Consider the following 12239-nt stretch of genomic DNA (forward strand, 5'->3'; position numbering starts at 1 on the left):
TTTCTATCCATCACTTAAGCTGTTCTATCCACGATTTTGGCCTTTCTATCCATCACTTAAGCTGTTCTATCCACGATTTTGGCCTTTCTATCCATCACTTAAGCTGTTCTATCCACGATTTTGGCCTTTCTATCCATCATTTGGCCTTTTCTATCCGCAGATTCAGAAATATTCGACCTTCCCAATAAATTAGACAAGGGGCAGCCTCGCTACTGCGAAGCCACCCCTTTAGTATTTAATAGGTAACATGTTTCGTAAATTGTAAAGTCTCAACCCAATCATCTGGGGAATATTATATTGAAACGTAGTTGTTTCATCACCGCGGTAAAATTCCACTGTGTGCTTTCTAACTTAAGCAACGCAAACCCAACCTTCTTTTGCGTCCTTGCAGCCCTATAGCATGCGCCAGTGTGAATAAGTATCTTCAAAAACAAAAAGTAGAATTCCAGATTACGTAAATATGCCACCTAAAATAGCACGATTCATATTGTAGCACATAGTTTTTAAAAAGTAAAGATTACATCTCAAGTTACCAAGGTATAACTTTTGAACATTCAATTTGATACCCATGTGAAGAATACCACTCTAGTAAAGAATCCCAATAGTTTTCGCAAATCCCAATAATTTGTTGTGGGTCAGAGAGATTACCGGACATCATTAACTCGCATAGAACCTCAAATCCCTCGGGCTTATCTGCAAACGACAATGCTTCAGGTAATACTTGAGCAGAAGTTGTGAAAAATTGTTTATTGTGTAATCCTAAAATCATCGCACCTGCTGTGGCAATTTCCATCGCCAAAATCGGTAAAAATGTTTGAGGACCTTGTATTTCAATATTTCTCACTTTACCAATATACTCATACATTTCTTCTACTAAAGTTCGACAGATCGCTTCATTAAATATCGAGCTATCTATTGAGCTAGCTTTTACTTTTAGTTCAGTAAAAAAATCATTTGGGTCATAGATAGGTAAAATGTTGAAAAATTGTCCATGGGTCAGTGGCCATCTTTCGTCAACTGTAGTCGCTTCTTCAATTATATGTTCTGCGCTTTCAAAGTTCACTTCTGCTTTCCAATCTCCGGATGTCCATTCATAGCAAAAGTTTTCATCTAAGGCGTTTAAAATACACTTAATTTCTATATCTGAAAATGGCCCATCTGTTTTTCGGGCTAATGAACCGTAAATCCCAATTGCTTGAACCTTCGAACCATATCTTTCTATAACTTGGTTAGCAATCGAATAAGCAATTTCCATTCTTTCTTCTCTCGTTATTTTTTTCGGACCAATCATATTTATCTCTCCTTGTGAATGAATTATTTAATTGAGCAATATAATTGGCCGTGGAGGACCACGAGCTTAACGAGGAATTTTATCTGCCATCATGTGCAAAATCCCCTTTCCTTACTAAACATTCCGCTTTCTTTTTTCCAACAAACCCGACATTTCGTCTATATCCATTTCAAACATTACCGTGTCATGTGATAGAGGTGCAAAATAATATGTAACTTTTTCTTCCCCATAATCTTTCTCTAACCGCAACCACTTTTCGGTTGGTAGCACACAAAAAGCCAACGTATCTCCACCAAGTGAATCCATGTACCAGCGGATTTGATATTTCGGAGCAATAAAGTCTTGCACAGCTTTCAAAGTTGTGTCCCTATCCGTTCTTTCTTCATCATACGGGATTACTTTCTTCACTTCATCTTTTATTAAGAAAATATCAACACACCTTGGCTTATCAATTTCAACTAGTTCAACATTTATTTTATCTTCTTCCAGTAAGTATTCGTTAAAATAATCCGCGATAGATTCGTCAAAATCTTTCCAATCCACCCATACTAATGCTTCACTATCCCAAAAACTTTCTTCTACCGCTAATGGATTTTTCAAAAATAGCTCGATTTCCCCCTCTATTTGATTCATACACATCCCCCTCAAATTTGATTTTTAACGCTCAAAGATTCGTAAATTCTTTTTACCTTTACTGCATTTTCGCAATACTGATACTTCACTTCCAACCCCAAAAAACAAACATTCTAACACTACTATATATTACTTGAATTTCAGATAAAAATAGAGGCCCGTTCACAATGAACAAGCCTCTTGAAACGCTTAATATTTACTTCATTCAACATCCAGAACACCATAATGAAACTTCGCAGTCGTTCTTGTTAACTGCTGAAATTCATATTTGGCAAACCATCCTGAGCGAAAATGAGCCTTTAACACTACCCGTTTTCTCGCCACGCGATACGCTTCCCTTACCCATTCATCCGTTAACGTCACATGTTCCCCAGCTATGCGTAATGCTTCAAAATTATTGGCTTCTTCAATAGTTTCTTCAAACATCGGATCCATATAGACGACATCAAATGTATTGTCGGGCAATGTTTTCAAATAGCTAACCGCCTCAGCCTGCACCACTTCTATATGGCGCATACATGCAGTTAATGGCAGCTCAGTCGTATCGTAGGATTTCATCCCTTGCTCAACAATAAATGCTACATTCGGATTCGCTTCGAGCCCAACGACGTGTCCCGCTTCGCCAACTGTATAAGCCGCCAGCATAGCGTCAGCAGCAAGTCCCAATGTACAATCGAGCACTGAATCTCCTTTTTCAAGCTGTGCCGCTTCTAAAAAAGGTTCCGCTTCCCCACGAGCAACACGCTTTAAGCGAAACGCTGCTGAATTTGGGTGGAAGAAAAACGGTTCATTGGCACCAAAAGCATAATACTCAAAACGATTTTTCCCAGCAACGATCACATGAGCATGCAATTCCTGTGAAATCTTTCGAACTGAACGCTTTTTTCTTGGCTCAAACTGAGCATCTAATTGTTCACACGCAAAAGCAGCGAGCGCCAACGATAAATCGTCTGGTCTGCCCGCTGTCGTAACAATAGTCTTTACTTCTCGCATGTTTGCTCTAAAACACCTGTTAAATGTGTAACAATTTGCTCCACAGGGAACCCTTCAATCTGTTCACGTGGAATAAAGTATGCCAATTCCCCATCCTTTAAAATCGCCATCGAAGGTGAACTTGGTGGCACATCCTCAAAAAAGCCACGCATCGCAACAGTCGCTTCAGGATCCTGCCCAGCAAAAACAGTCACAAGATGATCAGGCTTAACCGCCTCCACTGCCTCACGAGCAGCCGGACGCGCCAACCCAGCCGCACATCCACAAACCGAGTTAATCACAACCAACGAAGTCCCCTTCGCCTCCGCCATAAATTCATTTACCGCATCAGCCGTAGTAAGCTCCGTAAATCCAGCCTCCACTAACTCCTCGCGCATCGGCTTCACTACCTGTTTCATATATTCATCGTAAGCGTTCATGCTTTTACCCTCTTTCATATGTATTCGCAAAGGTTATTATAGCAAGGTTTTTCATCATTGTATAATGATTCGATTTCACCGTTATTCACTTGCTTTCGGAATTTCGGTTGCTTTTTTGTTGCTTTGGTTGCTTTTTATTTTTAGACAAACGTTCGTATTTTAGCTAAGAATCAATAGAAGTAATATGGCCAGGTCTTCTTGACGAATATGATAACTAATCACGGTTGTCTGTTTTTTTGTATGTACTTTTACCTACAGTTTCCATTATAGTTATATAGAAGGAGGCAATGTTTAATATGAGTTATTTTTTAGTATTTTTAGGTATACTCGGAGTTTTTGCTGGTCTTATTCTATTAATAATAGGATTAATTAAAAAGAAGAAAATGAAAGGCGGTCTCGTGCTAGGTATATCGATTGTTGCCTTTATTATTGGTTTTATAATGGTACCAACTAATAGTACGGAATCCACAGATAAATCTAAGGAAAAGGAAAAAGTTGAAACAGCTGTAAAACCTAAAGAAGAAGCACCTGAAGACAAAACTACACGTGAGAAAAAAGAAACCGAGGAGAAAGCATTAACTGAACAGAAAGCAAAAGAAGAGGCTGAGGCGAAAGTTAAGGCGGAAGAAGAAGCTCGTTTAAAAGCAGAACAAGCAGCTTCTGTTGCCGTAATTTGGCAAAACAAAGTGAAAGAAATCGCTACAATGAACGGAACTTCTACAGAGAAATATGATGCAGTTATGCTTTATGCAAAAGATTACCCTTCTACAGAAGATGAAATCAAAGAATTTGAAAAATACATCATAACTGAATACAAAAGTAAAAATTATGTAGCTGATATAAACAATGCAGAATATATGTTAAGTAATATCTTTAGAGCAAATGTAATCAACAGATTCTATGGTGAAGTACAATCTCCAATTAACAATTTCGCATTTGATTTCTATCAAAACACTAAATATACATATCGTGGTGTAGATACATTAGATAGTTCTGCTGTGAGATCTAACGAACGTCAAATGGATAAAGCATTAAAACAAATGGGCAAATAGACAGTTAAGCCACTCATATGAGTGGCTTGACTGTGTCTTGTTTTTGAACCTCACATACATGTATACACCGAATGGCACATTGCACTTTTTACAACCAGCGATATTTTGAGTATATTTGCGATCTATAACGTTTGTACCGTCCTGAGTACGGACGATAGCCAAACCAACCTCTTCGCTTGGAAACTGCTCGGTACTCACTTTTCAGGGCAAAATAAAAACATCCCGAAGGATGTTAATTAATTTTATTGCGGTTGAGTTGTTTTTCAATACCAGCACGATCAATTTGAATCCAATATTCTGCTATTTTTTCATCTTCAATTCTATAAACTGCGCTTGCTATTTCAATAACTGGAAGATTTGTAGGCTGATATCCATCGACCTCTTCTACATGCGTACCAACTTGTTTCCAACGTACATAAACTTTATTATCTTGAACCATGAATTCTTGTATTTCTAATGAAAAATTGCCATACACTTCTACCATTTCTTTTACATGGTCAGCATAATCTTTGGGCGTTCTTAAAACTGTTAATTCCTCTTCAGAAATAACTTGGTGTGCCGATACTTGCTCTGCCATTAATTCAGTTGCATAATCTGGATTTTTCCCTGAACGTACTTCTTCAAAAAATTTCTTAACAATATGCTCTGGTGTCATTATAGCCCTCCGTTGTGATACAAGATGGCGAGGATATCATATCTCCCCTACATAATAATAATCTAAGAGTCAACGAATTGGAATCTTATTCTACAATTTCCACTCTCAAAACCACACCAAACTCTTCCCTCTCATCATAAAATTTAGCCATTTCTGTTATCTCTTAAAAATTATGGGCCGGTCACGTTGGCTCTTCTTCGCTGTTAACTTTACCGGCGCAGGTCGGTCGTCGGTCTGTCTTCCCCTAATATTTGGGATTTTATAAATACCAAGGAAGGAAATACTTATCCGCACCGACCTACCTCCAAGTTTACATCATATTTTTTCTACAACAAAACATCGTACATGTTTTACAATCGTTCCTTTTGTTACTACTAATTTGTTAATCTTAATCTTTATCTACAAAAGGAATGAAATCTGAAATCAGTTACATATTTAGTGATTTATTGGACATATTAATACATGAACGATTAAATGCATTGATTTTAATAATATTCATAAGAGTTAAGGAGTACATGTATTGTGGGGACTACTAAATTTAATGAAATAACTCAAATTTCTTACGAAGAAGCGATAAAAGAAATAAAAAATGGTGATATTTTTTTCTGTAGTGGTCGATATTTAGTCAGTGAATTAATAAAAAAGGCCTCTATTTCAATATTTAGCCATGTAGGTTTATTGTATTATTGGAATAATGATGTATTTATATTAGAAAGTGTTGAAGACGACGGTGTCAGGGCAATCCCCCTTTTCCATTATCTCGAAAATTACGAAAATAGTAATAAAAAATATAATGGAGAAATTTATGTAGCCCGGTATAAAATTTTTGATAAACCTGATTTCGATAAAGAAGAAATTAATAAAATGTTTGAAAGTGCAATTAAATTATTAAATCGAAATTATGACAAAGCTGAGATAGCTAAAATTGTTGCACGTATTGGCTTAAATGTTGGTAAACACCAAGATAATGACGAGTATATTTGTTCAGAGTTCGTAGATGTCTGTTTTAAGCAAATAAAAATTGAATTTCCACGTGATCAAGGTGGTTTTATTTATCCAGAACATATCGCTAAAGATTCAAATATTCAACCATTGTTTGAAATCGTATAAAAGTTACAATTTCTGTTATCTCTATTAGTTCAGACAATAGACATTGATAAAAAAAGAAGTAGCCTTTTGGCTACTTTTTCATCTGATTTAAAATGTTGTTTCTGACTCTAAAGATTGTTGTGCTAGATAATTTCATATGCTTACCTATTGATCGCATACTATCTCCGTTTAAAAGCCTTTATAGCACCTCAATCTCTCTGTCCCCATTTACTAATGGAATACGTTTTTGTACTTCAGCAACCTTTATCTCGTACTCACGAATTCGCTTATTATTAGAATATACTCATCGTTGTACCTCAAGAAGTACTGGATCACTCGTACCACCACTTGCCTTTGGTAGCGTTAAGTTTCTGTCAATTATCAACAATTCGGGTTGGTCACTCTGCAATTGTTCTAAAATTTCATTAGCAGGTACCAACTCTCCATCCTCACCTTTTGTTTGGCTAAACTTAACGATTGCATGATTTCTTTCTATTTCAACAAATTCTAAGTCGCCCTCCTCATCAGCTACCAACTCTATATATTTTTTCTTTGCTTGTTCCTCGTTTTCGGCCTTAATTAACGCGATATATTGATTGTAAAAATCAAAGAATTGCATTTTGTTGTTCCTCCTTTTAGTCTTCAAGTACAATGAGTTGCAATCTGTTATTTACTTTGCTTTTCGAACGTCGTTGATAAACACCTCCTGCAAAATTGTCTATAATGATTTCACGAAATAGACTTAGCTGATTCATCAGATATCCTCCTAACAAAATCTATCAAAAACCAAATAAATCCATCTGTTTCCACTGATCCCGAGGTAATTCTTTTATTTCAGGTTCTACTTCAATTTTCTGTACGGGTATCTCTATCACTTCGAGCTTTTCAAAAAGTGCGATAATATCGAAATATTTCGTCTTATACGAACCTACTGGCGCATTATCTGGATGACATTTTAAAAATACGGTGTAATAGCCATTGTCGCTTGGTTCAGTAATAATGTATTCCTCTCCAACTAAGTAAAAGCGCGATGGTGGTTTAACAATACAAGCTAAGTAGTTTTTAGGGTTTGCGTTCGCTTCAACTACAAGCGGTGACAATTCCGTTGCATCCTCTGCAATGATTTCAACGCGACTTTTCTGACTAATAACCATTGTTTGTTTTTTAACATGTACTTTTTACCTAATATTGCCTAGAATAGTAATATCGAGGGAGGTTTTAATATATGAAGAAACAATTAATTTTTAGTGCAGCATTAGTATTAAGTTTAGGATTGGCTGGTTGTGGAGATGACAAAGCTAAGGAAGAGCCACAAAAAGAGAATGGTACTAAAGCTGAAGAACCACAAAAAGTTCTGGCGAAAACAGTTGATGACGTATTGAAACATTTTAAAGATGATGGTCTAGAGCTAGGTGAAGTTTCAGATTTACCAAAAGATGAATTTGGAAACATCCGAAAAGAAGGCAACCGAATTTTAATTCCTTCACTTGGTGATGATTCAGGTGGTCGATTATTTTTATTCGATAATGAAGAAAATCTAAAAAAAGCAAAGAGTTACTATGATGAATTAGGAAATTCAAGTCCTATGTTTTATTCTCACACTCACCAAAGTGGACTGTTTTTATTACAAATGAATGGTGATTTGGAAGATAATGAATTTGCTAAGTATGCGGCTACTCTCGAAACAGCTGTAACAGGTTCTACAAACATTGAAATCAAAGAAGAAAGCAAAGCAAATAAAGCAGATAATTTAACAGAAGCAAATGTTGGTGATGTAGTGAAAAATGATTTTGCAGGTACATATACAATTACAGATTTATATGAAGTGCCAAATGAAAAATATAAAAGTGCCGATGTTGAATTTTCAATCGATGGAATGAAAACAGCTAAACTAGTTGCACAAAATCCTGAACTAATTGAAACAGCTGCTGAAACAAATGTACTTATCCTCTCTATTACAGGAGAAAATTTATCTGACGATACTGTTGATTTCCATCCAAGCACAACTAAAATGATCACTGATACAAAACGTCAAATTGATTCAAATGTAATGATTTCCTCTTTTCAATCTGAATTTATTGGTAAAGTAATTCAAAAAGGTGAGGTTATTTTTGATTTAGGTGAAGACGGTTTAGAAGGTGTCAAAGAATTAAAATTTGTATTTGATAGTACTTCAAAAGATAACAGATTCATTGGAGAGAAAGTAACTGTGGTTGTACCAGTAAATAAAAAATAAGTCACTCAAAGGAGGGGTTAACTCCCTTCTTCAGAATACACATTCGGATTAACTGAAGAACTTCTTGAATTTCTATGTGAAGAATTGTTATCTGGATCCGAAGCAGCCAAGCTGTTGGAAATATCAAAAGCTCGATTGGGGCAGTTAAAACCACCTAAAATGGTTTTAAAAAGCATGCTGCTAGAAAAAAATGAACTTGAATCACTTCGTAAAAAATTTAAACCGTATGCCGAATAATCACAAAAGGCCCAGGTACTCATAATTTTATGAGCGCCTGGGTCTTTACGTTTAGAGTTATCTAAAAATATAAACAGGGTACACTCTCCCCCTACTGGAGAGTTTATTCTTGTTACATACATATAATAAATGGAGGGAATTACGATGTATCATCCGAGATTAAAAGGAAATTCTTATGAGGCAGGAAAGCATTATGCTGAAATTCTTTATAAAATGGTTTTAGGTTTCCGAAAGTAACCGAAGAAAAATTAATATATGGGGAGTCGTGCAAACAAATTCTTTCAGATTTTGATCCCCATATCGCGAAAGAAATACAAGGATTTGCTGAAGGTTGTCACTCTTCTTTTGAAGAAGTAAGCTCGTTTCTCTTAAGTATCGGCGTATTTGAATTGGCAGGTCAATGTAGTATTTTCTCCGCCTATAACGGAAAAGAAATGTTTATTGGCCGAAATTATGATATGCTCTTTAATCTTAAAAATATTACTGAGTCCTCACTTGTTTGTTTTGATGATAAAAATAAATACCTCGGACAATCAGATTGCTTTATTGGAAAAGTTGATGGGATAAACGAACACGGTTTATTTGTAGGGATTTCATCCGTTCCTCATGATGGAATTAAACCAGGACTGAATTTTTATTTTGCTGTTAAATATATTTTAGAAAATTGTTGTACGGTAGATGAAGGAATAGACGTGTTAAAAAGATTCCCGAGTTCGGTGGCAAATAACTATTTGTTAGCAGATCCTCAAGGGAATATGGCAGTTGTAGAGGTTACTCCTAATAGTTATCAAGTACGCCTTCCTATTAATAATTACATTCATTGTACAAATCATCACGAAAGTACATCATTAACTGAAAGTTGGAATTGGAGCAAATCAAAAGAACGCTTCGAAACATTAGAAACTCGTCTTAAACACAACGTACATTATATGGATCTTACCATTGCCCAATCAATTATGTCGGAAACCAAGGGTCATGTTTGTTTAACCTAAAAGAACAACAATTTGGTACTCTTTTCTCTGTTATAGCTAACTTAAATACATTAGATATACTTAGAGCAGAAGGTCAACCAAACCGAGCAAAATATAAATCAGATCGACGATTAATAGATGCTGTTTTAAAAGATGTCTAATTAAGCTATTAACCAATGCATCTACAAAATATGCTCAAACAAAATATAGACCGTTTGAAGAATTAATACAAAAAAGCCCAGGCTCAAAATTAATTTGAATACCTGGGCATTGCTGTTAGTTAATACGTTATATGCAATGATGATCCACTACTCATTATGAGTTTGAAAATCCCAATTATAATTCTTCTAAATAGATTGTAACTATGATACTTCTTGGGTTGTAAGTAAAAGCTCTTTCACTCACTGCCCTGTAATTTCCATCAATATTTACTACATCACCAACGTTCGGAATTAAAGCCGATAGAGAGTCGTTGATGTCATACGTCATAATTACATCTCCGTTTTGTTCACAAAAATTTATATTAATCTGTTCTAAATTACTACCCACCTTTTACCACCACCTTCTGGGTTAATCATAGACTGAGAATGGTTAACTGTGTAATAGGATTTTGATACATAATAAAAAGCACCACTGACTATCAATCGCCTGTTGAATCATTCGTACCTATACTTTCTTTACTCAACCACATACATAGCTGTCTTAGCACCAATGTAGCTATAGTAATCAACTTCCCTTGCTTCCTTCTTCAATTCATTGCATTAAATTTTCTTTCGTTACCTTTTTTTGCCCTTTCAACATAGGTTTCCCTCCTGCTTTGTGGTATAATAATGTCGTGAACACCATCAAAGGGCATAACCAATTCGAAGCTGTAGCGTGTGAAGACGCTGCGGCTTTTTCTTATAAAGGAATGAACCTATGAATCAATTAATCCAATATATCAGCTACATGCCAAGCTTGTAGGGAGTGCCGTTACATCCCTTGACCTCCATGCAAGCTTGGGTTTCTCAAGGGAGCTGATATTTATGAAAAATCGTTCAAAAGCTTATATTCGCCATCAGAGAGAGCGAATTATTCGAAAGAAATGGACCATTTTAAAAGACGTTATGTTAAGAGAAAGTGAATATATGCCTGAACGCGGCAGATTGAGCAAAGGTAAAGTTCATTGCTCATGTAGAATGTGTCGATACGAGCAGTATCACTCGATTCCAAAAGCAAAACATAAAGCAAAATTAAAAGCTATGGATCAGGAGATAGACGATTATGTCTATTTCCTTTTTTAAAAGCCCAGGCTCAAAATTACTTGAGTACCTGGGCTTTGCTGTTAGCCACCGCGCTGTTTAATGATGATTTTTAGTCCTTCAAAATCGCCACCTGTCAAAGCTCCTTGGTCAAATTTATCTAACCATGACTTATCAATTAGCTTTTTATCTACCGATTGTTTAATATAATCACGAACTGCTGCTTTTGTGATTTCGTTTGTAAATCGCATTATGTCATCATCCTTATCTGTTTGTTGTTGATCCAAACCATTTTTAATATCTAGTTTGAATTGTTCATCTGTGATTCCCATGGTTTGTAAATACGGAAATGGATCTCTATGCGTTGTACCGCCTAAAGTATCTGTGACCCAACGATGCGACTTAATACCATTGTCACTACTATCAAGTACAATAGGTAAACCTGCCTCTTTTGCAAGTTCTCTTAGTAACCAAATATAAGCAGCGTAATCCTTTTTAAATTGTTCCTTATCATTTGTTCGAGCCAACTCTACTTGTGCATAGCTAAGCGGATTACCTATAGGACCACAGCCATATTGCACACGATTAACTGGTGCGACTTGCACGATCCGTCCACCACCGCCTACCCAGTGAGAAGTAAAGGCATTTGCTTTATTTTGATTCATAAAAGCTAATTCATTTTCCAAAGCATTCGGTCCATTATTATTCGAATTGCCAGATTCATGAGCAATAACATATTTAACTGCAGTTAAAGCAAAGTTCGGCAATCCGGACATTAAGCGTTGTTCTATAATATAAGTCATTTTCTCATTTCTCCTCTCGTTGGATTATGCCTTTGAAAAAATCAATAAATGGATTTATGCACTTTTCATCATTACTAATTTAAAATGATTGAGAATCCAATAAACAATACATACAATGCACTAATCTCTTGCGGTTCTGGCAACAGGAGTAAATTTACAAAATATTCAGAAAACGAACTTTATCTTTTTAATCCATTATACTGACACTGAAAAATTAACGCTAAAGTATATCTATTGACGTTGAACTATCTGATTCTAAAAAACGTTGTAAACATTCAATCATTCATACTTCATTTTATTATTTGCAATATAAAATCCCTCCACAATTATCTGTGGAGGGCATAAAAAAAACGCTAGCTTATGCTGCGTTTACTTCTTTTCGTATAGTATATAAAAAGTATGAGCATTTGACGTAACGTGTAGAAAAGGAATAGCCCCTTTCCATTTGCTTTTTGTCAAATACTATTAAAAACATAATTATTAATCTAAACATTTGCAAATATAAAAAGCCCAGCCTCAAAATTTTGAACTGAACCCTATAAAGTAGACAGTTTAATAAAAGACCATTTGCTACATTAAACAGCGATTAAATGACTTCGGTATGCTGCCGGAGTCATTT

At 35.7% G+C, this 12239-nt stretch carries 16 protein-coding genes; 6 read left to right on the top strand and 10 right to left on the bottom strand.

Annotated elements, in window-relative coordinates; genetic code table 11:
- Window positions 1–188 (top strand): hypothetical protein (locus ACQKN4_RS24860; protein WP_427485159.1); only part of this gene is annotated, 188 nt, incomplete at its 5' end.
- 341 nt (window positions 189–529) lie between these two features.
- Here ACQKN4_RS24860 and ACQKN4_RS24865 read toward each other — a convergent pair.
- The 4 genes from ACQKN4_RS24865 to ACQKN4_RS24880 all read right to left on the bottom strand — a co-directional run bounded on the left by ACQKN4_RS24865 (window position 530) and on the right by ACQKN4_RS24880 (window position 3336).
- The gene (locus ACQKN4_RS24865; RefSeq protein ID WP_427485160.1) at window positions 530–1291 is read right to left on the bottom strand and encodes an ANT(4')-I family aminoglycoside nucleotidyltransferase; all 762 of its coding nucleotides are present in this window, start codon (window positions 1289–1291) and stop codon (window positions 530–532) included.
- A 114-nt stretch (window positions 1292–1405) separates the two neighbouring features.
- Complete coding sequence (locus tag ACQKN4_RS24870; protein ID WP_427485161.1) at window positions 1406–1924, bottom strand: hypothetical protein; 519 nt, start codon at window positions 1922–1924, stop codon at window positions 1406–1408.
- A 201-nt stretch (window positions 1925–2125) separates the two neighbouring features.
- Complete coding sequence (locus tag ACQKN4_RS24875; RefSeq protein ID WP_427485162.1) at window positions 2126–2917, bottom strand: class I SAM-dependent methyltransferase; 792 nt, start codon at window positions 2915–2917, stop codon at window positions 2126–2128.
- Window positions 2905–3336 carry a BrxA/BrxB family bacilliredoxin gene (locus ACQKN4_RS24880; protein ID WP_079560990.1) on the bottom strand — a complete coding sequence of 144 codons (432 nt, stop codon included), beginning with the start codon at window positions 3334–3336 and terminating at the stop codon, window positions 2905–2907. The genes ACQKN4_RS24875 and ACQKN4_RS24880 overlap by 13 nt, the downstream gene beginning before the upstream one ends.
- Before the next feature lie 296 nt (window positions 3337–3632).
- On the opposite strand from ACQKN4_RS24880, the gene ACQKN4_RS24885 reads away from it, so the two are divergent.
- On the top strand, window positions 3633–4388 hold the full coding sequence (locus tag ACQKN4_RS24885) for a hypothetical protein (protein ID WP_427485163.1): 756 nt from the start codon (window positions 3633–3635) through the stop codon (window positions 4386–4388).
- A 232-nt stretch (window positions 4389–4620) separates the two neighbouring features.
- Here ACQKN4_RS24885 and ACQKN4_RS24890 read toward each other — a convergent pair whose 3' ends face one another.
- Window positions 4621–5043, bottom strand: a complete 423-nt coding sequence (locus ACQKN4_RS24890) for an ester cyclase (RefSeq protein ID WP_427485164.1) — start codon at window positions 5041–5043, stop codon at window positions 4621–4623.
- A gap of 522 nt (window positions 5044–5565) precedes the next feature.
- Here ACQKN4_RS24890 and ACQKN4_RS24895 point away from each other — a divergent pair.
- Complete coding sequence (locus ACQKN4_RS24895; RefSeq protein WP_427485165.1) at window positions 5566–6153, top strand: YiiX/YebB-like N1pC/P60 family cysteine hydrolase; 588 nt, start codon at window positions 5566–5568, stop codon at window positions 6151–6153.
- A 283-nt stretch (window positions 6154–6436) separates the two neighbouring features.
- Here ACQKN4_RS24895 and ACQKN4_RS24900 read toward each other — a convergent pair whose 3' ends face one another.
- Window positions 6437–6751: a hypothetical protein gene (locus ACQKN4_RS24900; protein ID WP_427485166.1), complete on the bottom strand. Its 315-nt coding sequence runs from the start codon at window positions 6749–6751 to the stop codon at window positions 6437–6439.
- A gap of 160 nt (window positions 6752–6911) precedes the next feature.
- Window positions 6912–7286: a hypothetical protein gene (locus tag ACQKN4_RS24905; RefSeq protein WP_427485167.1), complete on the bottom strand. Its 375-nt coding sequence runs from the start codon at window positions 7284–7286 to the stop codon at window positions 6912–6914.
- 71 nt (window positions 7287–7357) lie between these two features.
- On the opposite strand from ACQKN4_RS24905, the gene ACQKN4_RS24910 reads away from it, so the two are divergent.
- Complete coding sequence (locus tag ACQKN4_RS24910) at window positions 7358–8368, top strand: lipoprotein (protein WP_427485168.1); 1011 nt, start codon at window positions 7358–7360, stop codon at window positions 8366–8368.
- A 17-nt stretch (window positions 8369–8385) separates the two neighbouring features.
- Here the strand turns inward: ACQKN4_RS24910 and ACQKN4_RS24915 are convergent, their stop codons facing one another.
- Window positions 8386–8727: a hypothetical protein gene (locus ACQKN4_RS24915; protein WP_427485169.1), complete on the bottom strand. Its 342-nt coding sequence runs from the start codon at window positions 8725–8727 to the stop codon at window positions 8386–8388.
- Window positions 8728–8916: 189 nt separating this feature from the next.
- Between ACQKN4_RS24915 and ACQKN4_RS24920 the strand changes: the two genes are divergently transcribed.
- Entirely contained in the window at window positions 8917–9597 is a 681-nt protein-coding gene (locus ACQKN4_RS24920; protein ID WP_427485172.1) for a C45 family autoproteolytic acyltransferase/hydolase, read from the top strand.
- Window positions 9598–9912: 315 nt separating this feature from the next.
- Here ACQKN4_RS24920 and ACQKN4_RS24925 read toward each other — a convergent pair whose 3' ends face one another.
- Window positions 9913–10125, bottom strand: coding sequence for a hypothetical protein (locus ACQKN4_RS24925; protein WP_427485170.1), 213 nt, complete (start codon window positions 10123–10125; stop codon window positions 9913–9915).
- Window positions 10126–10601: 476 nt separating this feature from the next.
- Between ACQKN4_RS24925 and ACQKN4_RS24930 the strand changes: the two genes are divergently transcribed.
- Window positions 10602–10859: a hypothetical protein gene (locus ACQKN4_RS24930; protein WP_427485171.1), complete on the top strand. Its 258-nt coding sequence runs from the start codon at window positions 10602–10604 to the stop codon at window positions 10857–10859.
- Window positions 10860–10900: 41 nt separating this feature from the next.
- Here ACQKN4_RS24930 and ACQKN4_RS24935 read toward each other — a convergent pair whose 3' ends face one another.
- Window positions 10901–11620, bottom strand: a complete 720-nt coding sequence (locus tag ACQKN4_RS24935; protein ID WP_079560981.1) for a peptidoglycan recognition protein family protein — start codon at window positions 11618–11620, stop codon at window positions 10901–10903.
- Window positions 11621–12239: the final 619 nt, after the last annotated feature.

The organism is Lysinibacillus sp. NPDC093692, from assembly GCF_050280125.1.
Classification (GTDB): Bacteria; Bacillota; Bacilli; order Bacillales_A; family Planococcaceae; genus Lysinibacillus.

Coding starts and splice junctions, on each gene's coding strand:
- ACQKN4_RS24885 (WP_427485163.1), top strand. CDS start 3,633: ATGAGTTATTTTTTAGTATTTTTAGGTATACTCGGAGTTTTTGCTGGT.
- ACQKN4_RS24870 (WP_427485161.1), bottom strand. CDS start 1,924: ATGAATCAAATAGAGGGGGAAATCGAGCTATTTTTGAAAAATCCATTA.
- ACQKN4_RS24865 (WP_427485160.1), bottom strand. CDS start 1,291: ATGATTGGTCCGAAAAAAATAACGAGAGAAGAAAGAATGGAAATTGCT.
- ACQKN4_RS24905 (WP_427485167.1), bottom strand. CDS start 7,286: ATGGTTATTAGTCAGAAAAGTCGCGTTGAAATCATTGCAGAGGATGCA.
- ACQKN4_RS24910 (WP_427485168.1), top strand. CDS start 7,358: ATGAAGAAACAATTAATTTTTAGTGCAGCATTAGTATTAAGTTTAGGA.
- ACQKN4_RS24880 (WP_079560990.1), bottom strand. CDS start 3,336: ATGAACGCTTACGATGAATATATGAAACAGGTAGTGAAGCCGATGCGC.
- ACQKN4_RS24930 (WP_427485171.1), top strand. CDS start 10,602: ATGAAAAATCGTTCAAAAGCTTATATTCGCCATCAGAGAGAGCGAATT.
- ACQKN4_RS24890 (WP_427485164.1), bottom strand. CDS start 5,043: ATGACACCAGAGCATATTGTTAAGAAATTTTTTGAAGAAGTACGTTCA.
- ACQKN4_RS24935 (WP_079560981.1), bottom strand. CDS start 11,620: ATGACTTATATTATAGAACAACGCTTAATGTCCGGATTGCCGAACTTT.
- ACQKN4_RS24875 (WP_427485162.1), bottom strand. CDS start 2,917: ATGCGAGAAGTAAAGACTATTGTTACGACAGCGGGCAGACCAGACGAT.
- ACQKN4_RS24915 (WP_427485169.1), bottom strand. CDS start 8,727: ATGTATGTAACAAGAATAAACTCTCCAGTAGGGGGAGAGTGTACCCTG.
- ACQKN4_RS24900 (WP_427485166.1), bottom strand. CDS start 6,751: ATGCAATTCTTTGATTTTTACAATCAATATATCGCGTTAATTAAGGCC.